The 23,387-nt window shown below is 25.6% G+C and carries 21 protein-coding genes; 18 read left to right on the top strand and 3 right to left on the bottom strand.

The features are described 5' to 3' along the window. Nucleotides 1-92 precede the first annotated feature (92 nt). A complete protein-coding gene (locus Q1J60_RS00165) occupies nt 93-1,433 on the top strand; it encodes a hemolysin family protein (RefSeq protein WP_300256908.1) in 1,341 nt (446 codons plus the stop codon). A 157-nt stretch (nt 1,434-1,590) separates the two neighbouring features. Here the strand turns inward: Q1J60_RS00165 and Q1J60_RS00160 are convergent, their stop codons facing one another. Both Q1J60_RS00160 and Q1J60_RS00155 read right to left on the bottom strand, forming a co-directional pair. Further along, nucleotides 1,591-2,160 (bottom strand): 4Fe-4S binding protein, encoded by a 570-nt coding sequence (locus Q1J60_RS00160; RefSeq protein WP_300256905.1) that lies wholly within the window; start codon nt 2,158-2,160, stop codon nt 1,591-1,593. Nucleotides 2,161-2,230: 70 nt separating this feature from the next. After that, nucleotides 2,231-2,455, bottom strand: a complete 225-nt coding sequence (locus tag Q1J60_RS00155) for a 4Fe-4S binding protein (protein WP_300256902.1) — start codon at nt 2,453-2,455, stop codon at nt 2,231-2,233. A 284-nt stretch (nt 2,456-2,739) separates the two neighbouring features. Here Q1J60_RS00155 and Q1J60_RS00150 point away from each other — a divergent pair, with 284 nt between their 5' ends. The 9 genes from Q1J60_RS00150 to Q1J60_RS00110 all read left to right on the top strand — a co-directional run bounded on the left by Q1J60_RS00150 (nt 2,740) and on the right by Q1J60_RS00110 (nt 10,180). After that, nucleotides 2,740-3,792 (top strand): Fe(3+) ABC transporter substrate-binding protein, encoded by a 1,053-nt coding sequence (locus tag Q1J60_RS00150; RefSeq protein ID WP_300256900.1) that lies wholly within the window; start codon nt 2,740-2,742, stop codon nt 3,790-3,792. After that, on the top strand, nt 3,792-5,384 hold the full coding sequence (locus Q1J60_RS00145) for an ABC transporter permease (protein ID WP_300256898.1): 1,593 nt from the start codon (nt 3,792-3,794) through the stop codon (nt 5,382-5,384). Before Q1J60_RS00150 ends, Q1J60_RS00145 begins: the two co-directional genes overlap by 1 nt. 2 nt (nt 5,385-5,386) lie before the next feature. Continuing rightward, nucleotides 5,387-6,067, top strand: a complete 681-nt coding sequence (locus Q1J60_RS00140; protein WP_300256895.1) for an ABC transporter ATP-binding protein — start codon at nt 5,387-5,389, stop codon at nt 6,065-6,067. A gap of 220 nt (nt 6,068-6,287) precedes the next feature. Continuing rightward, nucleotides 6,288-6,977 (top strand): ferredoxin-like domain-containing protein, encoded by a 690-nt coding sequence (locus tag Q1J60_RS00135; protein WP_300256892.1) that lies wholly within the window; start codon nt 6,288-6,290, stop codon nt 6,975-6,977. A gap of 180 nt (nt 6,978-7,157) precedes the next feature. Then, a complete protein-coding gene (locus Q1J60_RS00130) occupies nt 7,158-7,331 on the top strand; it encodes a (2Fe-2S)-binding protein (RefSeq protein WP_300256889.1) in 174 nt (57 codons plus the stop codon). A gap of 267 nt (nt 7,332-7,598) precedes the next feature. Next, a complete protein-coding gene (locus Q1J60_RS00125; RefSeq protein ID WP_300256887.1) occupies nt 7,599-7,970 on the top strand; it encodes a GntR family transcriptional regulator in 372 nt (123 codons plus the stop codon). 33 nt (nt 7,971-8,003) lie between these two features. Then, nucleotides 8,004-8,867, top strand: coding sequence for an ABC transporter ATP-binding protein (locus tag Q1J60_RS00120; RefSeq protein WP_300256884.1), 864 nt, complete (start codon nt 8,004-8,006; stop codon nt 8,865-8,867). Nucleotide 8,868: 1 nt separating this feature from the next. Further along, nucleotides 8,869-9,489, top strand: a complete 621-nt coding sequence (locus Q1J60_RS00115) for an ABC-2 transporter permease (RefSeq protein WP_300256881.1) — start codon at nt 8,869-8,871, stop codon at nt 9,487-9,489. Between the two features lies 1 nt (nt 9,490). Further along, entirely contained in the window at nt 9,491-10,180 is a 690-nt protein-coding gene (locus Q1J60_RS00110) for an ABC-2 transporter permease (protein ID WP_300256878.1), read from the top strand. Between the two features lie 234 nt (nt 10,181-10,414). On the opposite strand, the gene Q1J60_RS00105 is transcribed toward Q1J60_RS00110, so the two are convergent. Then, nucleotides 10,415-11,263: an AraC family transcriptional regulator gene (locus Q1J60_RS00105; RefSeq protein ID WP_300256875.1), complete on the bottom strand. Its 849-nt coding sequence runs from the start codon at nt 11,261-11,263 to the stop codon at nt 10,415-10,417. A 188-nt stretch (nt 11,264-11,451) separates the two neighbouring features. Between Q1J60_RS00105 and yiaY the strand changes: the two genes are divergently transcribed. The 8 genes from yiaY to Q1J60_RS00065 all read left to right on the top strand — a co-directional run. Then, entirely contained in the window at nt 11,452-12,600 is a 1,149-nt protein-coding gene (yiaY, locus tag Q1J60_RS00100) for an L-threonine dehydrogenase (RefSeq protein WP_300256873.1), read from the top strand. Between the two features lie 174 nt (nt 12,601-12,774). Next, the gene (locus Q1J60_RS00095; RefSeq protein ID WP_300256871.1) at nt 12,775-13,098 is read left to right on the top strand and encodes a CGGC domain-containing protein; all 324 of its coding nucleotides are present in this window, start codon (nt 12,775-12,777) and stop codon (nt 13,096-13,098) included. Nucleotides 13,099-13,692: 594 nt separating this feature from the next. Then, on the top strand, nt 13,693-14,397 hold the full coding sequence (locus Q1J60_RS00090) for a response regulator transcription factor (protein WP_300256868.1): 705 nt from the start codon (nt 13,693-13,695) through the stop codon (nt 14,395-14,397). After that, nucleotides 14,384-16,612 carry a histidine kinase dimerization/phospho-acceptor domain-containing protein gene (locus Q1J60_RS00085; RefSeq protein ID WP_300256865.1) on the top strand — a complete coding sequence of 743 codons (2,229 nt, stop codon included), beginning with the start codon at nt 14,384-14,386 and terminating at the stop codon, nt 16,610-16,612. Before Q1J60_RS00090 ends, Q1J60_RS00085 begins: the two co-directional genes overlap by 14 nt. 130 nt (nt 16,613-16,742) lie before the next feature. Next, nucleotides 16,743-19,919, top strand: a complete 3,177-nt coding sequence (locus Q1J60_RS00080; protein ID WP_300256862.1) for a LamG-like jellyroll fold domain-containing protein — start codon at nt 16,743-16,745, stop codon at nt 19,917-19,919. 174 nt (nt 19,920-20,093) lie between these two features. Next, entirely contained in the window at nt 20,094-21,131 is a 1,038-nt protein-coding gene (locus Q1J60_RS00075; RefSeq protein ID WP_300256860.1) for an FUSC family protein, read from the top strand. A 1,048-nt stretch (nt 21,132-22,179) separates the two neighbouring features. After that, nucleotides 22,180-22,875 (top strand): YveK family protein, encoded by a 696-nt coding sequence (locus Q1J60_RS00070; RefSeq protein ID WP_300256857.1) that lies wholly within the window; start codon nt 22,180-22,182, stop codon nt 22,873-22,875. 12 nt (nt 22,876-22,887) lie between these two features. Continuing rightward, nucleotides 22,888-23,387: CpsD/CapB family tyrosine-protein kinase (locus Q1J60_RS00065; protein ID WP_300256854.1), on the top strand; the 500-nt coding region annotated here is incomplete at its 3' end.

Genomic DNA, 23,387 nt, shown 5'->3' with positions numbered 1-23,387 from the left:
GTCTAAAATTACTTATCTTATATGACATTTTATTTCAAATTAATCTATAAGATAAAGGAGAAAATTCATTTTTTTAGAGGAGGAGTTAAAGGATGGACCCGAGTCCCAGTATTTTACCAAAAATTATTCTAATATTAGTTCTTATCTTAATTAATGCATTCTTTGCAGCTGCAGAGATGGCAATGGTATCTGTAAATAAGTCTAAGATAAAGATGCTTGCAGAGAAAGGTAACAAAAAAGCTCTTTTATTAAAAAAGGTTTTAAAGTCACCTGGCAACTTTTTATCTACTATTCAAATAGGAATAACATTTGCAGGATTTTTTGCCAGTGCATCAGCAGCTACTAGCATTTCAGAAACTCTATCGCAATTCATGTACAAGCTAAATATTCCTTATGGTAATGAAATATCAGTTATACTTATAACTGTGTTTTTGTCTTATATAACTTTAGTGTTTGGAGAATTACTTCCAAAGAGAATTGCATTACAAAAGCCAGAAGAAATTGCTTTAATGGCTATAAGACCAATCAATGTTATTTCTAAAATATCAATGCCATTTGTAAAGGTTCTTTCAGCTTCAACAAACTTATTTATAAAAATATTGAGGTTAAATAAGTCTGAAGATAAAGCAACTGTATCTAAGGATGAAATAAAATCTATGATAAGTATTGGACAAGAGAGTGGTGTTATTGATAAAACTGAAAAGGATATGTTGGATAATATATTTGAATTTGATCATAAAGTTGTTAAAGAAGTTATGACTTCTAGAGGAGAAGTTTTTGCTATAAAATCAACAACTTCAAATGAAACAATTGCTAAGAAACTTATAAGTGAGCAATTTTCAAGAGTTCCTGTTTATAATGAAACTAGGGATAATATAGTAGGAATACTTTATTTAAAAGACTTCTTTGAGGCTGTTGTAAAGGTTGGAGTAGATAACATTAAATTAGATGAATTAATACGTCCAGCTTACTTTGTTCTTGAAAATAAGGCTATAGATGATTTATTTAAAGAACTTCAAGAGAGTAAGCAGCATATGGCTGTAATAATAGATGAATATGGTGGTTTTTCTGGAATTGTTACTATAGAAGACTTAATTGAAGAAGTTATGGGTGATATATTAGATGAATATGACGATTCAGAGAGCTATATAGATAAAATAGATAATAATACCTATGTAGTTGATGGTTTACTAACATTAGATAAGCTAAATGATTATTTAAACCTAAATCTTGAAAGTCAAAATATAGAGACTATTGGTGGTTTTGTTGTTAACTTAATAGGAAATATTCCGCAAAGTGAAAATCAAATGGTTGAATATGACAATCTTTCTTTCCAGGTTTGTAAAACAAATAAGAAAAGGATTGAAAAACTAAAAATTAGTTTAAAAAATCAATCAAATAATTTTAGTTCAGAAATTGTATTAAACAATTAAAGTTATAAATAATTAGATAATAAGAGCAATGAGCTAATAAAGTTCATTGCTCTTTAATTTTATGAAATAGATACATATAAAATTTATTGAATAATTTAAATTCTAAAGTCATCTAGATGTTTTATGATATTTGTAATTTTAACAAAGTGAGATATATTTAATTTTTTATTATACAGATTCCTTGAGTCATAGTTCCCATTGGACAATAAGTACACCATGAACGTGGCTTATATAGGATTCCAGTTATTACTCCTAAGATTGTTGAAGTTAGCATAAGACTATAGAATCCAAAAGCAAACTGGGCAATCCATGGTGTTATATTTGTTAAGTCAGTAAAGTTCCATGGAAGTTTAAATGTCCAAAGCAGTGTTATTACTTCCTGAAGTGAATTAGTTCCATTAAAAACAAGATATGTTGATATTAACATATTAAAAAACATAAATAAGAAAAATACTAAAAAACCATATCTAAAATATTTACTTATAAAAAATCTAGGGATAGGTTTGTTTCTAGAAATATTAAGCTTACTTCCTAATAAACTTAAAAGTTGACCTCTTCCACAAAATTCATTACAGTACTTTTTATTACCACCAAATAATGATATTAAAAGTGGGGTAATAAAACATATCAAGCCAAGCCAGGCAAACATTATATTAAAAAGTCCAAGAATTAAATATAAACTAGATAATATCCAAAGATAATCTCTAAGTTTTTTCTTATTTTTCATATAAATCCTCCTATAAGTTTCAAGTTAAATATTTATTTTAAGAATATGTTTAATTTATATTTAGTTAAATTTACATAATTTCAATTTTTTTAATTTCAATTATTGAAGCTGGACATTCTTTTGCACATTTTGAACATCCTACACATTTATTTAAATCTACTTGAGCATGAATTCCTTTATTTATTGTTATAGAATTTAAAGGACAAATTTTAGCACAAGCACCACAGGCCACACAGAGTTTTGTGTCAACAAATGCTTTCTTTTTTATAATTTTTCTTTGTTGTATTTTATCCATTTAAAAAGCTCCTTCTTAATAAAGTATGACTAAATTATATTAAATTTAGAAAAGTCATTAAGTGATTAAGTCACATAATATAAATTGATGAAAATGATGACAATATGTATTAATTGTAAATAAATATTTAAAAATACAAAGAATCCTTGACTTTAAAAATGATAATCAATATCATTACATTCGAGGGTTTTTAAATTTATTAAATATACATAAAGATAAAATGAATCTGTTAAGTTGTTATGAAAAAGAGCTTAATGATTTGTAAATTTAAGGAGGAAAAGAAAATGTTAAAAAGAAAAAAAATATTAGCTTTAACATTAACTACTTTAATATCTATGGGAGCTTTAGCTGGATGTGGACAAAAAAATCAAGAAGCTAAGGCAGAAGCAACTGGATCAGGAGAGAAAGTTGTTAATGTTTATTCATCAAGACATTATGATATAGATAAGCAATTATTTAAAGATTTTGAATCTAGTACAGGAATAAAAGTAAATTTAGTTGATGGCAAAAGTGATGAACTAATTGAGAGAATGGCAAGGGAAGGAAATAATACATCAGCTGATTTATTTTTAACTGTTGGAGCAGAAAATATAGCTCAACTTAATGAAAAAGACTTAATAAAAGATATATCATCAGAAAAAATAAATAAAAATATACCTTCAGAATATAGAGGGAAAAATTGGGTTGGATTAACTTCAAGAGCAAGGATTATTGTTTATAATAAGGAAAAGGTAAATCCAGAAACAATAAAAACATATAATGATTTAACTAAGGATGAATTTAAAGGAAAAGTCTTAACAAGGAGTTCAAGTTCATCATATAATAACGCTTTACTTTCATCTTTTATTCAATTAGATGGGGCTAAAAAGGCAAAAGAATGGGCTCAAGGAATTGTAAATAATTTTGCTAGAACACCAGAAGGAAATGATAGAGATCAGGCTAAAGCTATTATGGCTGGCATAGGTGATGTTGGAATAATGAACTCATACTATATTGCGAAGATGATATCTTCATCAGATTCAGAAGAAGCTAAAGTTGGTAAGGAAATAGGAGTTTTATTCCCAGAAAATACTCATTTAAATTTAAGCTTTGGAGCAGTTACAAAGAATTCTAAAAATGAAAAAAATGCAGTAGCATTATTAGAATATTTAACTGAAGAGAAAGCACAAAAAGCATATGTCGATGAAAATGGAGAGTTTGCTTTAAATACTAAAGTTGGTAAGAATGAATTACAAAAATCATGGGGAGAATTTACAGTTCAAAATTTAAACTATGAAACTTTAGGAGAATCAAAACAAGAGGCTACATTAATTTTTGATCAAGTAGGATGGAAATAATGAAAAAAATTAAATTTAATGGATGGGCACTTTTAAGTACAATCATCAGTTTGATGATTGTACTTCCTAATATAGACATAATTATTCATTTATTTCAAAAACCAAATAAAACTTGGTATCACATAAAAGAATATTTATTAAAGGATTATATAGTTACATCTATAATAGTAGTTTTTTTTACAGTTTTATTAACCATAATAATAGGGGTAACTTTAGCTTGGCTTATATCTGCCTATGATTTTCCATTTAGGAAATTTTTTAGATGGGCTTTAATACTTCCATTAGCTATACCACCATATATAGGGGCATACACATATTCAGGAATGGTTAGTTACACTGGAGTTATACAGAGATTTTTTAGAAATATTTTAGGTGTAGAATTAAATCAAAAATACTTTGATATTATGTCTGTTGAGGGAGCTATTTTTATATTTACATTGTTTTTATTTCCATATGTTTATATGGTTACAATGACATTTTTAGAAAAACAATCAGCAGGATTAATAGAAAGTGCAAGACTTTTAGGATGCAGTGCAGTAGGGATATTTTTTAGAGTTATTGTACCTGTAAGTAGGGGGGCTATAGTAGCAGGCTCAACTTTAATAGCTTTAGAAGTGTTAAGTGATTATGGGGTTGTATCATATTTAGGTGTACAAACATTTAGTACAGCTATATTTAAAAGTTGGATATCATTAGGAGATATAGATTCAGCCATAAGATTAGCAGGAATACTTATGGTAGCAGTATTTATAATTATTTCATCAGAAAAGGCTTTAAGGGGAAGAAAAAAATATAGTTTTACTAATACAAAGGTTAGACCAATAAAGAGAAAAAATCTTAAAGGCTTTAATAAATTTATAGTTACATTATATGTTTTAATAATATTTTCACTAGGATTTCTTATACCAGTACTGCAAATGATAGCTTGGACAATTGCTAGCTATAAAAATATATATTATAGTCAATTTTTAAGTATGATATTTAATTCAGTAATACTTGCGGCTGGATGTAGTTTACTTATAGTTATAATGGCTTTAATAGTAGCAAATTATGTAAGAACTAGAAGTGGATTATTATCAAAAATATATGCAAAAGTAACTTTAATAGGATATTCGATTCCAGGGGCTGTAGTAGCCATAACTATGATTTTATTTTTTGTAGATATTGACAATAAAATAAAGGGGTTAGCTTTAAGCACAAGTATAATAATGTTGGTATTTGCTTATATAATAAGATTTTTAGCAATAGGATATCAAAATATAGAGGGCGGTTTTGAAAAGATAGGTAATAAATTTACTGAAGCTTCAAGAACTTTAGGATATGGGGTTACTAAGACATTCTTTAAAGTGGATATACATATGTTAAAACCTGCTATTTTAGGAGCTTTTGCTTTAACTTTTGTTGATATTATAAAGGAATTACCTTTAGTTTTAACTTTAAGACCATTTAACTTTTATACTTTATCAACAAAAGTATTTGAGTATGCCAATGATGAGATGATACCTGAGTCGGCAATACCATCTCTAATAATAGTTTTTGTTAGTTTTGTGGCTATATATTTCTTATATAAAATTGCTGACAAGGAGGATTAGTAATGTTTATTGAAATAAAAGAATTATATTTTAAATATCCTAATTCTAAGAATGATATTATAGATAATTTTAATATGAATTTAGAAAAGGGAGAGATATTATCTATTCTAGGTGAAAGTGGAAGTGGAAAAAGTACAATACTTAGAATAATTGCTGGTCTAGAAGAATCACATAAGGGAGAAATTAAAATTGGTGGGAAAATAGTTTTTTCAGATAATAATTTTATTGAGCCTGAAAAAAGAGGAGTTGGAATGGTTTTTCAAGACTATGCTTTATTTCCTCATATGACTGTGAAAAAAAACATTCAGTTTGGACTAACAGGAAAAAGTAAGGAAGAGAAAGAAAAAATAGCTATGGATATGCTTAACCTTGTTAATTTAGTCGAACATAAAGATAAATATCCTTATGAATTAAGTGGAGGACAGCAGCAAAGGGTAGCCATAGCAAGAGCTATAGCACCAAAGCCATCAGTACTGTTATTAGATGAACCTTTTTCAAACCTAGATGCAGATCTTCAAGAAAAAATAAGAGGCGAAATAAAAGATATTCTTGTAAAGGCTGGAATTACATCTATATTTGTAACTCATGATAGAAGTGATGCAAAGGCTTTAGCAAATAAATTTATAGAGTTAAAAGAAGGAAAAATAATAAAAGCAGCTTCCATTAATGAGTTAAGAGGTTAGCTTTATAAATTAAAATAGTATATATTAAGATATGGTCAAAAATAAAAGGTGTGAATTAAAAATAAGTTTTTTTAAAATTTATTTTGATTCATACCTTTTAAATTTAAATTAATGTTATATTAGTAACCTAAGTTACTTTTGAAAAATATTTTTTTGTGTATACTAAAATTAATTTATAAATTAGAATTTTTATATTTAATATATAGGAGGAATTTTAATAATGGATGGTATAGGAATTGGAATACCTAAGATGGTTAGTGGAACTCATTATGGAAACTTACAAAAGGTTAGAGGGGGAAAAAGAACTTTTGGAATAACTCCTCATATTCCAGGAGGATTTATTACTCCAGATCAGTTAGAAAAAATTGCGAAGGTAACTAAAAAATATAGTGGAGTAATTAAAATTACATCAGGTCAAAGACTTTTAATAACAAATCTTAATGGAGAAGATTTGCCTAAAATATGGGATGAGCTAGGAATGGAGCCGGCTGTTAAAAAACAAAACTCAGTAAAAAATGTGGAAATGTGTCCAGCTGGTTTTTGTAAAAGATCAAAATTTAATACTATAGGCACAGGGATGAAATTATTAAATAAATATAAGCATATGGATATGCCATGCAGAACTAAAATAGGAGTAGCAGGTTGTAGAAATGCCTGTGGAAGTGTTTACTCAAAGGATGTTGGAGTTATAGCTGATAAGACAGGTTTTTTAGTAACTGTAGGAGGATCAGCAGGGCATAATCCAAGAATGGCAGATATAATTATAAAGGATGTAGATGAAAAAGAAGCTTTAAGAATAGTTGATAAAATCTTTGAGGTTTATAAAGGAGAAGCTGAGGACGGAGAAAAGTTAGGAGATTTTATTGATAGAATAGGAATTAAGGTCTTTAAAGAGAAAACTTTAGCATAGTTAAGGAATATAAAATTAATTTACTATAATCAATGAAAATCTTCGAAAATAACTGTATTTAATATGTGCAATAAAAGATTTTATCTGTTATTATCTATTTAAATAATAAAGATTATTAATTAATAGTTATAATTAATTAGAAATAATATATTAAATATATAACGAGAGGAGAATTTTATTATGTCAAATGTTTGTTTATGTAAAGGTATTTCAGAAGAAAAAATAGTTGAGGCAGTAAAGAATGGAGCTCTTTCTTTTGAAGAGGTAGGAGAAAAAACAGGAGCAGGAACTGGTCCTTGTTGTGGTGCTAGATGTAAATGTAAAATAGAAGAATTAATAGAAGAAAATAAATAATTATATAAATATAAGAGGTACACATTTATGTGTGCCTCTTTTTTGTATGTTATGGCAACATCTTAATAATAAAATCTTTTTTAATTAATTTTAGCTATGTATTAAAAGGGATTTTTTATACATGGATTTTATTTTATGAGCTTTTAAGTAAAGATTATTGGAGAAATAAGAAATTAAATACTAAAAATATATTGACATCATATGAAATTGGTGTATATACTGTATATATAAAATATATACAGTATATACACGAAAAGAGGTGAGTTCTTGAATATAGTAGTTTCAAATACTTCAGGGGTACCCATATATGAACAAATAGCTAAAGCTATAAAAAATGAGATTTTATCTGGAGATTTAAAGGAAAATTCAGCATTACCATCAATAAGAAGTTTAGCTTCTGAGCTTAGAGTAAGCGTAATAACAACTAAGAGATCTTATGAAGAGCTTGAAAGAGATGGCTTTATATACACTTTACCCGGTAAGGGATCTTATGTGGCAGAGCAAAATAAAGAACTTTTAATGGAAGAAAAGCTTAGAGAAATAGAAGAGAAATTAGGAGAAGCAATTGATATTGCAAATAGTATAGGACTAAATTTTAATGATTTAGTTGGGATGCTTAAAACTTTAAAGGAATTATAAAAATAAGGTATAGGTTTAAGGAGGAAGGTTTATATGGAAAATGTACTTGAAATAAAAAATATAAGTAAAAATTATAAAGGATTTTCTTTGAAAGATGTAAGCTTTAATATTCCTAGAGGTTTTGTAATGGGATTAATAGGGCCAAATGGAGCAGGAAAGACCACAACAATAAAAGCCATAATGAATTTAATAAAGTTAGATAGTGGAGAAATATATATTTTTGGTGAAGACATAAAGAAAAATGAAATATCAATAAAAGATAGAATTGGATTTGTTTATGATGATTGTTGTGCTTTTGAAGATTTTACAATAAAAGAAAATAAAAAAATAATATCTAAATTTTATTCAAAATGGGATGAAGAAAAATTTAAATATTATCTTGAAAAATTTGAGTTAAATGAAAATAAAAAGCTAAAACAATTATCAAAGGGACAAAAAATGAGATTTTCATTAGCTTTAGCTCTATCTCACAAGGCTGAACTCTTAATCTTAGATGAGCCAACATCAGGCTTAGATCCTGTTTTTAGAAGTGGACTTTTAGATATTTTATTTGAAATAATAGGTGAAGAAGAAGTAACAATACTTTATTCAACTCACATAACAACGGATCTTGAAAAATTGGCTGATTATATAACTTTTATAAATAATGGGAAAATGGAATTTTCTAAAGAAAAAGATATTTTATTAGGAGAATATTTTGTAGTTAAGGGTGTTTTAGATATTTTAAATAAAGATATAGAAAAAGAATTAATAGGATTAAGAAAAACAAGGTATAACTTTGAAGGACTAACTAACAATATGAGAAAACTAAAAGAACTTTTCGGTGATAAGATTATTTTTGAAAAGGCTACTTTAGATGATATAGTTGTTTATTATTCTAAAAAGGATGTGAAATAGTATGAAAGAATTACTTAAGTTAGATTTTTTTATACAAAAGAAATATATTAAAAATTTGCTTATAATGTTTATTTTTTTACTTTTTATATTTAGTATTAATGGAAGAGTAGAAAATAGTTTATATGGTTTAGGGATGTTTATATTATTTTATTTAGTAATAGTACCAATAGAATTAGAAAAAAGAAATAAATTTAATTTAAGTTTAAATTCAATACCAATAAGAAAAAAAGATTATATTATGTCAAAGTATATTTCTTCTATTTTATATTTGGTAATAGTAAATGTATTAATTACTTTACTTTGTCTAATTATAAGTTTAATTTTAAAAAATACTAATGAAATAAAGCTATCAATGATATTAATATTTGTTGCTTTTGAGTTAGTATATATATCTATAATTCAGCCAATATATATATTTATGAATTATAAATATTATACAATTATAAATGTTATAACAGTAATTATTGCTATAAATTTAGGTGAATTTTTATTTAATATTTTAAAAAATACAAGTGAATTAACTAATAATATATCTATAATATTATTAATTTTAGGAATAATTTCAATAATAATATCATTTTTTATTACACTATTTTTTTATAAAAGAAGTGAGGTGAGGTAAGGTGAAGAACTTAATAATTAAAGATTTAAAAGCAGTTAAATGGACATTAATTTCTTATATTATTTTTTTATGTCTTATATATCTTACTTTAGTTAATAAGAATGCACCTATAGTTAAAAATTATAAGGATGATATTTTTGAGTTTTTTACTAATTTAAATATATTTTATGCTAGTAGTTTATTTTTAATGATAGCAACTAATTTTATAATAATAAGAAATACAGATAAAAAATCAAATATAAATAAGCTTTTGAGATCTTTGCCTATAACAACAAAAAGCATAATAGGAAGTGCATTTTTAGAGCCAATATTATTATTTTTAATATTTATATTGGTTGGATTAGGAATTAATAATGTATTTAGTTTATTTATAGGAGCACATACAAAAATAAACTTAGGAATTTTAACTATAATATTTATTATATTTTATATTTATGCTTCAACAATGCTAGCTTTATCATTAGTTTATCCTGAAAGCAGTATGGTTTCTTATTTAAGAAGCATACCAATGTTTCTTTTAACAATAATAGTAGCTTTATGTTATAAGTTAATAAAAAATTTAGGTATAAGTATAGATATTTTTAATAGATATATACCTTTATCAATAGAAATATTATTTATAATAGGAAGTTTTATAACAATTTTTATGTACAAATTTTCACTAAATAAATTTCCTAAGAAAGATTTATAATGATTGTTAGGTGTGTTTTAATTTGATTATTTAAAATACAGATTTAAATAAAAATACATATTTCCTTTTAATAATTTATATCTTTAAGTATAATTATTATAAAATAATGGCTTGTATAAAAACGATTTTGATAAAGCTTATTAAGAAGTGCTAATAGATTATTTAGTGGTTTTGGAAATATGTTTATGAGTTTTATTTTTATATTTTTATACAGCCATTTATTTTTTATTAAATTTATATTACTTCGCCAGAATACTTTAAGGAATATTGTTTAGGTGTTAATCCAAATTTCTTTTTAAATAATTTTATAAAGTGGGAAATGTTTTCGTATCCTAGATCATAGGCAACCTCTGTAACTGATGAAAATTTAAGAAGTCTTGCAGCCTCATTAAGTTTTAAGTTTGTAAGGTAATCATTAGGAGTAATTCCCATAACTTTTTTAAATTTCGAAGAAAAACTTGGAAGAGACATATTTAGGTCGTATGCAATTTCTGAAACTGTTATATTATTTTTTAGATTTCCTTTCATTATCTGAATTGAACGATTTATTGGATTATTGAAATCACTAGAAATAATATCTTTAGCACCCTTAGTATTTAATAAGCTATAAGTTATTTCTTGTGCATATAAATCAAGTAAAAATTCTTTATTATTTGTATCTTTAGTAGCAGTCTCTACAATTCTTTTAGTTGTTAATTCTATTAATGCATTATTTTCATTAAAAAATGGTTTTTCTAATATAGACTTATTTAAATCTACATCTAATTCATAAGATAGCTTTTGAGAAACTGTATTTATTAAATCTTCATTTAACTCTAAAACTAGAGCTTTAGTAGGTTTTTCAATTTTCATTTCCACACTTGAGTTAGGTGGAAGAAGCATGTATTTAGATGAATTATATGTTATATTCTCACCATTATTAATTCTTACATTTTTTTCTCCATCAATTATAGTACATAATCTTTTATATTCATAAGATTTGTATGTATCTCTGTAATTTTTATCAAAGGTATAATATAGAATTCTTAAATATTCAGTTTCTATACCATCTGCTAATTCGAGTTGTCTATCAAATCTATTCATAAAATTTTCACCTCATAATTAATAATATAAAAGCTTATTATGTTATTGTCAATTTCTGTAGATTTAAAAATGAGATATTTTTTAAAAAAATGGATTAGTTAAATTTTTAACGATAAATTAAAATTAAGATATAAAAAGAGAGAAAATATTGAGAATATACTCGAGAGAAAGACTTGGAGGAGAAATATATGAGTTATAAATTTTTTATGCCATCTATAAGTTTAATGGGAGCAGACTGCTTAAAAGATGCTGGTGAACAAGTTGGAGACTTAGGATTTAAAAAGGCTTTAATAGTAACAGATAAAGTTTTAGGACAAATAGGAATAGTTAAAAAAGTAACAGATGTTTTAGATGATAAAAATATAGAATATGCAATATATGATGAAACTAAACCAAACCCAACAGTTAAAAATGTTAATGATGGTTTAGCATTATTAAAAGAAAAAGAATGTGATTTTGTTATTTCATTAGGGGGAGGTTCAGCTCATGACTGTGCTAAAGGAATAGCTTTATTAGCCACTAATGGAGGAGAAATTAAAGATTATGAGGGAGTAGATAAATCTGAAAAACCTCAATTACCAATGGTGGGTATAAATACAACTGCTGGTACTGGTAGTGAAATGACATTATTTGCTATTATAACTGATGAAGAAAGACATATAAAAATGGCTTTAGTAGATAAACACTTAACACCAATAATAGCAGTTAATGATCCTATGTTAATGCTTGCTATGCCAAAATCATTAACAGCAGCTACTGGTATGGATGCTTTAACACATGCTATAGAGGCTTATGTTTCAACTTCTGCTACACCAATAACAGATGCTTGTGCAGAGAAAGCTATAGAACTTATAAGTAATTATTTAGTAAATGCCGTTGAAAATGGAGAAGATTTAGAAGCTAGAGATATGATGGCTTATGCTGAATACTTAGCAGGAATGGCATTTAACAATGCTAGCTTAGGATATGTTCATGCTATGGCTCATCAATTAGGAGGATTCTATAACTTACCTCATGGAGTATGTAATGCAATATTATTACCTCATGTTCAAGAATATAATAAAGCTACAAGTGCTTCAAGATTAGCTAAAGTTGCTAAAATAATGGGTGGAGATATAGAAGGATTAACTGATGAGCAAGGAGCAGATCTTTGCATAGATATGATAAAATCATTATCACAAAGTATAGGAATTCCAGAGGGACTTAACATATTAGGTGTAAAAGAAAGTGATTTTGAAACTTTAGCTACTAATGCTTTAAATGATGCTTGTTCATTAACAAATCCAAGAAAAGGAAACTTAGAAGAAGTAATAGCTATATTTAAAAAAGCAATGTAGTTACTAAATAATAAAAATAGTTTAAAAAGCAATATATATTTAATTTGAGAATAAATATAATTAATTGACCACTTTAAATTTCATAATATATGGGCAACAAGGCTTAGGCTTTGTTGCTTTTTAATTATTTATGATATAATTTCTTTTATATAAATAGATGGAAGGAATGGTTTAATGAGTATAGCAGTAATGGCATGTAGAAAAATGATTGGGAAATGCGCTGCATCAGGTTGCTTTAAAGCATATAATAATTCAACAGAAGCTTTTAGTATTTATGGAGAAAATAAAGAGGATCTAGCTAGTTTCTTTTATTGTGTTGGTTGCAAAGATACAATAGTTGAAGGAGAAAATTGGATACATAAATTAAAGCAATTAAAAAAGAATGGTGTTGAAACAATACATATATCTAATTGTATAAAAGTAGAATGTGATGATTATAAAAAACATGAGAGAATTTTAGAAAAAGAGGGATTTAAGATAGTTCATGGAACTCATTAATTTATTTATAATTTAAATAAGTTTTAGTTTAAATTTTAGTTTGGATAAAAATCTGTTAGTCTGTTATAAAAAATATTAAGAAACTCTTTAGAAAATCTTTAGATTTATCTGAGGAGTTTCTTTATTTTTAAAGTTTATTATAAGAGTGTAGCAAATGAGAAGAAAGTAATTGACAATTTAGATAATAGAAATGTCATTTGAAATTAAGTTAGATTAAAGAGTATTCTAAAATCAATAATTAATAAAAATATGGATTAAATAAAATTTTATGGTAAAAATACGGAGGTGTTTAAAAAATAGATAATAATATATTAACAAGATTTAAAGAATATAGGTGAAGAGTTGAGAAAAAGGAATGTTTCTAACAGTGAAAAAACTTTCTATGATATTATTATATTGAAATTATTGGATAAACTTTAAAGAATTAGATAGATTTTAGTTTAAGTTTATAAAATTAGATATTGCTTAATAAAGTATTAAAATCAGTAATAATTAAATTATGGCTAAATTTAAAAAGAAAAAGTAAAATTAAGCTAAATTTTTGTATGGTATCTGATAAAAAAATATAGTAATAGAAAAGGGAGTAATAAAAAGATGGAAAAGTATAATATTTTAGTGGTTGAAGACGAAAAGGAAATAGCAGAGGCTATTAAAATATATCTAAAAAATCAAGGATACAATGTATTTAAAGGAAGTAATGGTTTAGAAGGCTTAGAAATAGTTGAAAAAGAAGATATTCACTTAGCTGTTGTTGACATAATGATGCCTAAAATGGATGGAGTAACAATGGTAATGAAAATTAGAGAAAATTATGACTTTCCTATAATAATGTTATCAGCAAAATCAGAGGACATGGATAAAATTTTAGGGCTTAATATTGGGGCAGATGATTATGTAACAAAACCATTTAATCCATTAGAACTTATTGCAAGAGTTAATTCTCAGCTAAGAAGATATTCTAAATATTTAAATATGGTAAAAAGGGATGATAAGAAAGAAAATTCTTATTCAATAGGTGGATTAGAAGTTAATAGTGATAGAAAAGAAGTAATATTAGATGGAGATGTAGTAAAAGTAACTCCTATAGAATTTAAAATACTTCAATTACTTATTAAAAGTCCAGGGAGAGTTTTTTCAGCAGAGGAAATATATGAAAGAGTATGGAATGAAAATGCAGTAAACACAGATACTGTAATGGTCCATGTAAGAAATATAAGAGAAAAAATAGAGATAGATCCAAAAAATCCAAAATATTTAAAGGTGGTGTGGGGAGTTGGCTATAAAATTGAAAAGGAATAAGGAGAGTTTACAAGGTAATAAAGAAAATAGAACAAATAAAACAAATTGGATTCTTACAATAATAATATTAACATTAATAGGAATTATATCAGTATGTTTATTATTATCATATCCAAGAATAAATAAGAATGCTTCAAATTATATTAAAAATTATAGTATATCCAGTAATTATAATTTTAGCAAAAAAATAATTGATACAAACTATGGAATTTACTATGATTATTTAGAAAAAAAAGCTAAAAAAAATGAAAAAGAGATAAATCCAATGGAGGATTTATTTACTTTAAAAAGAGAAAATAGAGACAAAGATAGAGTGGATTATGAATATGAATCAGATAAAGATAAGCTATCTTTAGATCAATATGTTAATAATCTTATTAATAGATTACAGGACTTGGGAAATTTAAAAGTATATGCTATGGATGAAAGTGGTAATATAGTTTATGCAAATAAAGGAGATCAATCATGGTTACTTGAAGCTTTAGCAAAGAATCAGCATGTTAAAAAAGAAATTTTAAAAAATTATTACAAATTTTATATAGTGCTTAAGTATAATGATGTGGGAAAACTTTCTATAGAAAATTTGTATGGAGATGATGAATATAAGGTAAGAGAATTACTAAGTAGTAGTAGGATAACTTCCTTAACTGATTATGGTTTGTATAATGAATATGAAGCAAAACCTATAAAAAATATGACCTTTGTATATGGAGTGCCAAATAATTTAGTATACCATGATAATTTATATTATAATGAAATACACAATAAAACTATGGCGCTTAGCGATGCAAGTATAATATTCATAATGATTGGAGTGGCGATTATTTTTTTACTTGCTTTAATAATACCATTTAAATATACAAAAAATCTTTTTGGGTTTAATAAGTTTTCAAAGATTCCTTTTGAAATTAACTTTATAATAGTTTCAATTGTAATGGCATTAATAGTTGAAAGTGCAAGTATTATAATAAGTCCAACTATTCAGGGAGAGTTAATCGAAGCACTTAAAACAACTAACTTGCCATATTGGGACATGCTTGCTAATATAATTAATATACTTTATTGGATGGTAATATATTGCTTTGTATTTTTTGAAGTAATATATGTTAAATATATATTTAACATTGGATTTAAAAATTATATAAATAAGCATACATTAATTTATAAAGTAGCAGATGGTATATTTGTTATCTTAAGAAAGTTTATAAACTATATTAAAGGAATAGATTTAAATAAGAAAAGCGACAAAGTTCTTTTAATACTTTTAGCAATAAACTTCTTAATTGTATCAATTCTTTGCTCAATTTGGTTCTTTGGAATATTTGGAGTAGTGATATACTCAGTAATTTTATTCTACTTTGGTAGAAAATATATAAATAAGTGGAAAAATGATTATAACAAAATTTTAGAAAAAACTAAGGAAATATCAAATGGAAACTTAGATTATAAAAATAATGAAGACTGTGGCTTCTTTAATCCAATGAAAGATGAATTAAATAATATTCAAAAAGGGTTTAAGGTAGCAGTTGAAGAAGAAGTTAAAAGCCAAAGAATGAAAACAGAGCTTATATCAAATGTTTCTCATGATTTAAAAACTCCATTAACATCAATAATTGCTTATGTTGATTTATTAAAAGGAGAAGATGATGAGGAAAAAAGAAAGGCTTATTTAGAAACTTTAGAGAAAAAATCACAAAGATTAAAAGAATTAATAGAAGATTTATTTGAGGTAAGTAAAGCTACTACTGGAAATATTAGTTTAAATATAATGGATGTAGATATTTCATATCTTATGAAGCAAGTAGTTTTAGAATTAGATGATAAAATAAATGAAGCTGGGCTGGATATGAGACTTTCATTACCAGAGGAAAAAATAATATTACCACTAGATGGACAAAGAACTTACAGAGTATTTGAAAATTTAATAATTAATATTATTAAATATGCACTTCCTAATTCAAGGGTATATATAGACATTAAAGATGGAAAAGAAAGTGTTAATATAACCATAAAAAATATTTCAGCAGAGGAAATAACATTTAATATTAATGAAATTTCAGATAGATTTGTAAGAGGAGATAAATCTCGTAATACAGAGGGTTCAGGATTAGGTCTTGCAATAGTTAAGAGCTTTGTTGAAATTCAAGGTGGAAAATTTAATATAGAAGTAGATGGAGATTTATTTAAAGTTATAATAATCTTTAAGAAAAAATAAATAAAAGCTTAGGTGCGCTTAGTAGAGTACCTAAGCTTTTATTTTATATAGGAAATTTATATTTAAAATTGAATATATAAAATAAATCTAAGTATAAATAAAATATATGATGTTTTAAGGGGAATAATTTATGAGAGGAAAGAAAGTATTTGCTTTAACAACAACTTTAATTTTAAGTATGTCCATATTAGGAGGAGTAAATACACTAGCAGAAGAATTTTCTAATATACCAAAGGATGGATTGAAAGGATATTGGACCTTTGAAGAAAGTAGAGGAAATATAATAACAGATAGTAGTGGAAATAATAAGAATGCTGTCATAAAAGGTAATGGAAAAGTTGTAAATACAGGAATAAACAACAAGGGACTGAAGCTTACAGGACAAAAAGGAACTTTTTTTAGTATTCCATCTATATTGAATATGGCAAATGAAGATACAACGGTTTCTTTTTGGGTAAATATAGATAAAGAAACTTCAGACAATAGAGCTGAAAATACAATTTTATTGCAACAGGAAGGGGTAGGACGTTCAATACTTTATTATGCTTCTAGTAAAAATGGAAATAAGTTAGGATCTTTTGTTGGTGGAAGCAATATTTATGGAACAGAATCATTGCTACATGGACAATGGTATAATTTAACCTTAGTAAGTAGAAAAGATAAGAAAGAAATTGATTTTTATATAAATGGAGTGTTAGATAGTACAAATAATGTAGAAAACTTTTCAAACTCTAATGAACCTTTAAGAATTGGAGATCATAAAGGCAATGATGGATATGCTTTAAATGGAATTATAGATGAAGTTTTAATATATGGAAGAAATTTATCAGAGTATGAAATAAGCAATATATATTATGAAAATGCAACTATTAAATCTTTAAAATCTAATTTAGAAAATTTGTTAAGTAAAGCTAAGGAGCTTAATACTTTAGCAAATGGAATAATAGAATCTTCTTTAAATGAAAGGTTAAAAAGTGAAATATCTTTAAGTGAACAGTTTTTAGAAAATAACAATGATAATAAAAAAGAATGTTTAAATAGAATAAATAATTTGAAGCAAATCATTAAAGAAGTAAATAATTTTGTAAATGAAGAGCTTAAAGGTAAGGTCGTAATAAGCTCTAATATAAATAATATTTTTAGAACTGTAGATAAAGCTTTATATGGTGCTAATCATAGATATTATAATGACGGATATGGTTCATATGATAGTGAGAATTTAAAGATTAAAGATGAATTTGATGCACTTTATGATGAATCTTCCTTTGGTTCTATTAGATATCCAGGCGGAAAGGTTGCAAACCTATTTAATTGGAAAAGATCAATTGGAGATATTAGTGAAAGAAAGCATACAATTCATGGAGATCCAGAGCAGAAACCAGAATTTCCTTACTTTGGTTTAGATGAGGCGGCAAAATATGCTGAAGATAAAAATAGTGAGTTTATATATGTTTACAATATGGGGAATGGAAGCAAAGAAGATGCGGCAGATTTAGTTGAATATTTAAATTGTGAGATTGGAGAAAATCCAAATGGAGGTATAGATTGGGCAAAGGTTAGAGCTGATAATGGACATCCAGAACCTTATGGAGTAACTCATTTTGAGATAGGAAATGAATTTCAATTAGGAGAACAAGGATATTGGATAAATAATACAAAAGATAGACTGTCTTCATATATAGATGGGGGATTAATCAATTTTACAAATCAATATGTAGTAGAAGAAGAGGATTGGAGAATTAATAAATCTGGAAAAAGTAATGGAAAGCCCAATCAAGAGAAGGAGATAAGATATTATCCAATAGAAGAAGAAACTTTGGTTTTAAAGGTTGGTCAAGAAAATTGGACAAGAGTAGATTCACTAAAAAATAGTGAAGGAGGAAAAGTTTTTGAGTATGATAATTCAACAGGAAAAATAACTTTTGGTGATGGAGTTAAAGGAGATATTCCTGCTGAAAATTTAGATATAAAAGTATCTTATAGTTCATATAGAGATGGATATGTTGATTATTATGAGGAAATGAAAAAAATAGATCCAGATATTAAAGTTTATTCAAGTTATGATTCTCATGAATTTGTAAGAAGAATGGGAACTAATAAAAAATATGATGGAGTAGTAATTCACCCTTATTCAGGAACAATAAGTACATCTGATTCTAAATATTATGAAAAAATATTATATAGAGCTGAAGAAAGAGTAGCTGATGTTAAGGCTTATGAAGATTTAATGAAATCTATTTTGGGAGAAGAAAATAGTAAAGATAAAAAGGTTGTTGTTTCAGAGTATGGAATGTTTAGAGATGATAGTAGATTTGTAAAATCTCAAGTAAATGCTATTTATACAGCAAAGTCTTTAATTGGATTTGCAGGTATAGCTTCTGTTCCATATTCAAATAAACATTGTTTAATAGATTTTCCAAAAGGAGATCTTTTAGGTCCAGGACAACAAGCTATAATACAAAGTATAGTAAATAATGAAACTGGAGAAATAGATTTTGTAGCTACTCCAACAGCTAAAGTATTTACTTTATTTAATAAGATGACTGGAAAACATGTTTTAGAGGAAAAAGTAATAAATAATAAACTTTTAAATATTGATGCAAATAGAAATTTAGATGCTGTTGAAACTATGATAAGTAAGGATGATGAAGGAAATGTCTATTTAATGATTATTAATACTTCTAATGAAGAAACAGATGTAAGAGTACAAATTGAAGGATTTGATTTTACAGGAAAGTTAGGTAAGGTAATGAGAGTAGATGGACCAAGTTATGATGCTGAGAATACTTTAGATAATAAGAATAATGTTATTGTTGAAGAAGAAGACTTAATTTCTTCTAAAAATTCATATTTAGACTATACTCTAACTTCTCACTCTGTTACTGCTATTAAGATAATAAATGAAAAACATGATTATAAGGTTGATCTTCAGAAAAAAATAGATGAGATTAGGAATTTATATAATGAAAGTATAGAGGGATTTAATTTTGGAGAATATCATGAAGGATCTAAGATAAAGTTAAATGATGCTTTAAATAAGGCGCAATTAGTACTAGAAAAAGAAAATTCTACTGAGGAGGAATTAATACAAGCATTAAAAGACTTAATCTTAGCAAAAGATATTTTTGATAGCTTTAAAATAGATGAAACAACTGGAGATTTTAATAATAATAAAAAGATAGATATAGGAGATTTAGCGCTAGCTTCAAAAAATTATAGTCTTTATAATAATGAATATGATTTAAATGGAGATGGATTAGTTGGAGATTATGAGTTTAATTTCCTAAATTATAGAATTTTAAATTAAATGTAAAAATATCTAATAGAATTATATATTAATAAAATAAATTATTAGAGTTTAAAGTTAAAAAAATACTTTGAACTCTAATTTTTCATATAAAAACTTATTTCACTAAAATTTATAAATATGGTATAATGCTCCACAGAAGAAATGACTATAGGGAAAAGAGGAATAAAGAGGATGATAAAAAGTATAAAAGAAAATTTAAAACCTAAGATTCTTATAAACAATTTAATATTGATAGTTGGAATAATTTTATTTGTTACTTTGTATGGAGCTGTTTTTGGAAGTGCTAATACTCTTATAGGAGTATGTACTATAACTGCAATGCTTATGTTTAAAGATATTAATTTAAGTTTAAAATTAAATGAAGCTATTATAACTACAATTATATCTTTTGTTTTTATGGGAATTGTAACACAAATAGCTTCAATAAATCTATTTTTAGGATTGGTAATAAATTTTATAAGTATATTTATAGTTTCATATTTAGTTACTAATACTATGGAAACAAAGGCATATTTACCTTTTATGCTTTGCTATGTATTTATAGAGGGTAATCCTATTACTTGGAGTCAATTGCCAGAAAGACTTATAGCTTTATTTGTTGGTGGAGTATTAATAGCTTTAGTTTATTATTTCAGTCATAGAAAAGAGGATGACTCAGATCATATAAATATAAGTGAAATGATAAAAACTATGGATATAAATACTCTTCAATTTAATTTTTCATTAAGAATGGCACTTTCTGTATCAATAGCTATGTTACTTGGAGGCCTGTTTGGTTTTCAAAAGTCAATGTGGATAAGTGTTACAGCCATGTCAATAACTCAACCACATTTTGAGGATTCTAAAACTAAGAGTAAAGAAAGATTTTTTGGAACTTTAATAGGAGCAGTAATATTTTTATTATTATTTGGTTATCTTATACCAGAAAAGTTTAGTAGTATAGCGTTACTTATCTTAAGTTATATTTACACTTTCGCTAAGGAATATAAAATAAGGATGATATTTACAACTATGAGTTCATTAGGAGCTGCAATGATTTTATTCCAACCAGGAGTTTCAGTGCCTATGAGAATAGCTTTTATAGTTATAGGAATAGGTATAGCTTTAATAGTGAATAAAGTTATTTATGCAAGATTAAAATTAAATGAGAGCAATAAAGAAGAGGAAGATTCCACTAAAAGTATAGAAAAAGTAAGTGAGGGATTTTAGATTAAGTTTACTATGTTATAATTAGATTTTTATAGAATTGATTAAAATGCATAAAGTTTAATTTTATAAAAAGTAAATTGTGTTAATTGAAATATACAAAATTAGATTTTAGGAAAAGTATATTATGATTAATTTAAATATCATAATAATGAAAAATATATATTAAGTTATTAAGAGGCTTGTATCAAAGTTACTCATTAATAAAATTTATAGATTCCTATTTATATTAAGTTATTTTAGGAAAATGTTTATAAGTTTTATAGTGAGATTTTGGTGCAAGCCATTTTTTTTTAGACTTTTTAATAGTCATATTAAGAAGAAACTAAAAAGTTAAATATTAATAATATAGTGGGGAGAAAAGTTAGAGAGATAGTTAAATGAAAAAATTAAATTTAAGGATATTGATTTAGATAAAGGGAAGTACAAAAAGAAATCTTAATTGGAAAAAAGTTTAAATGTAAAGAATTTAAAGGTGGAAAAATAGGATTTATGATGTATAAAAATAAATTAATATATAAGTAATATTTTGATTTTAATGGTTAAAGCAAGGATGCTTCATTTTTATAAGGAAATAAATATAACAAATTATTATGTAAAAATTAAGATTAAATTTAAAAATATAAAATTTTAACAAAAAATTCATAAATATAGAAGTGGATTGAAGAAATTTTAAATATATTTTTGGAAAAAAAATCTTTTAAATGAAATTAATAGAATTATTTTAGTTTTAAAACTTTTTATTTTAAAAAAATTAATATTTTTAAGAAAAAAATAATTCCTATTTTTAAAAGTAACTAATTTACAAATAAATAATATTCATATATTAACAATTATTGTGGGAATTAATTTAATAAAATTAAATATATATGAGAATTATTTAAAAAATATTGAAATATATGAAAAAAACAATTGCTGAAAATAGTATAAATAGTAGAAAAAAAATATAAAAATTATAGGGGCTTTATGAAAGAAACATTTTGGTATATTATAATTAAGTGAGATTAATTTGTTAAAAATATTAAAACTAAATAGAGTAATAGGAGGATTCATGGAAGAAAATACTATAAGCTTACAAGAAATTGCTTACGCTTTAAAGAAGAGATGGAAACTAATAGCAATAATAACTATAGCTGCTACATTAGTTTCAGCAATATTAAGTTTTTTTGTTATAAAACCACAATATGAAGCAAGTACTAAGCTTTTTATTGGTAAACAAGAAACTCAAGAAAACAATGCATACAATAATAGTGATGTTATAATGTATCAACAACTTATGAAGACTTATGCAGAGCTTGCAAAGACTTCAGACTTAGTTACTAAGGCAGTTAACAGTGCTAACTTAAATTATAATCAGAAAGAAATACAGAGAATTTTAAATAATCTTAAAGTTACTCCTAGTGCTGATACTCAGATATTAGATTTAAGCTTTAAGGGAGGAAATCCTAAGGAAGTTTTAAAAGTAACAGAAGCCATAACAAATGAATTTATTTTAGAATCTAAGGAACTTATTCCAAATGGAAATGTACAAGTTATACAAAAACCACAACTTCCAGAAAACCCAGTAAGTCCAAATAAGAAGCTTAATATACTTATTGCTTTTGTATTAGGTTTTATGATTGGAGTAGGGGTAGTACTTTTAATGGAATATTTAGATAATACATTTAAATCAAGAGAAGAACTGGAAAAAACTTTAGAATTACCTATAATAGGAACAATTCCAGATTATGATAGTGTTGAAAAATAAGGAGGGAAGTAGATGTTAATATTAGAAAGTAATCCACAATCAGTAGTAGCTGAAAGCTATAGAACCTTAAGAACAAATATTCAATATTCTTCCTTTGATAATCCGGTAAAGTCACTTGTTATTACTAGTTCAGAGCCAGGGGAAGGGAAATCAACAACAAGTGCTAATTTAGCTCTTTCATTTGCTCAGGATGGAAAAAAGGTAATTCTTATAGATTGTGACTTAAGAAAACCAGTTGTACATAAAGAGTTTCAAATTAGTAATTCTACAGGATTGTCAGAATTTTTAATTGGAAATGTTGAATTTTCTAAGGTAGTTTATAAACATGAATCAGGACTTCATGTACTACCTTCAGGAAAAATTCCACCAAATCCAGCTGAGATGTTAGCTTCAAGATCTATGGAGCATCTTTTAACTCAATTAGAAGAAAAATATGATTACATAATATTAGATACTCCTCCAGTTAATGCAGTAGCAGACTCAAAAATACTTTCAACAAAGGTTGATGGAAC

This window comes from Clostridium sp. (assembly GCF_029258205.1).
Classification (GTDB): Bacteria; Bacillota; Clostridia; order Clostridiales; family Clostridiaceae; genus Sarcina.
Note: the sequence above shows the minus strand (reverse complement) of the source record. Positions and strands in the feature narration are given on the sequence as shown.

Excerpts from the sequence above, each read along its gene's own strand:
- Q1J60_RS00165 (WP_300256908.1), top strand. The coding sequence starts at position 93 with ATGGACCCGAGTCCCAGTATTTTACCAAAAATTATTCTAATATTAGTT.
- Q1J60_RS00160 (WP_300256905.1), bottom strand. The coding sequence starts at position 2,160 with ATGAAAAATAAGAAAAAACTTAGAGATTATCTTTGGATATTATCTAGT.
- Q1J60_RS00155 (WP_300256902.1), bottom strand. The coding sequence starts at position 2,455 with ATGGATAAAATACAACAAAGAAAAATTATAAAAAAGAAAGCATTTGTT.
- Q1J60_RS00150 (WP_300256900.1), top strand. The coding sequence starts at position 2,740 with ATGTTAAAAAGAAAAAAAATATTAGCTTTAACATTAACTACTTTAATA.
- Q1J60_RS00145 (WP_300256898.1), top strand. The coding sequence starts at position 3,792 with ATGAAAAAAATTAAATTTAATGGATGGGCACTTTTAAGTACAATCATC.
- Q1J60_RS00140 (WP_300256895.1), top strand. The coding sequence starts at position 5,387 with ATGTTTATTGAAATAAAAGAATTATATTTTAAATATCCTAATTCTAAG.
- Q1J60_RS00135 (WP_300256892.1), top strand. The coding sequence starts at position 6,288 with ATGGATGGTATAGGAATTGGAATACCTAAGATGGTTAGTGGAACTCAT.
- Q1J60_RS00130 (WP_300256889.1), top strand. The coding sequence starts at position 7,158 with ATGTCAAATGTTTGTTTATGTAAAGGTATTTCAGAAGAAAAAATAGTT.
- Q1J60_RS00120 (WP_300256884.1), top strand. The coding sequence starts at position 8,004 with ATGGAAAATGTACTTGAAATAAAAAATATAAGTAAAAATTATAAAGGA.
- Q1J60_RS00115 (WP_300256881.1), top strand. The coding sequence starts at position 8,869 with ATGAAAGAATTACTTAAGTTAGATTTTTTTATACAAAAGAAATATATT.
- Q1J60_RS00105 (WP_300256875.1), bottom strand. The coding sequence starts at position 11,263 with ATGAATAGATTTGATAGACAACTCGAATTAGCAGATGGTATAGAAACT.
- yiaY (WP_300256873.1), top strand. The coding sequence starts at position 11,452 with ATGAGTTATAAATTTTTTATGCCATCTATAAGTTTAATGGGAGCAGAC.
- Q1J60_RS00095 (WP_300256871.1), top strand. The coding sequence starts at position 12,775 with ATGAGTATAGCAGTAATGGCATGTAGAAAAATGATTGGGAAATGCGCT.
- Q1J60_RS00090 (WP_300256868.1), top strand. The coding sequence starts at position 13,693 with ATGGAAAAGTATAATATTTTAGTGGTTGAAGACGAAAAGGAAATAGCA.
- Q1J60_RS00080 (WP_300256862.1), top strand. The coding sequence starts at position 16,743 with ATGAGAGGAAAGAAAGTATTTGCTTTAACAACAACTTTAATTTTAAGT.
- Q1J60_RS00075 (WP_300256860.1), top strand. The coding sequence starts at position 20,094 with ATGATAAAAAGTATAAAAGAAAATTTAAAACCTAAGATTCTTATAAAC.
- Q1J60_RS00070 (WP_300256857.1), top strand. The coding sequence starts at position 22,180 with ATGGAAGAAAATACTATAAGCTTACAAGAAATTGCTTACGCTTTAAAG.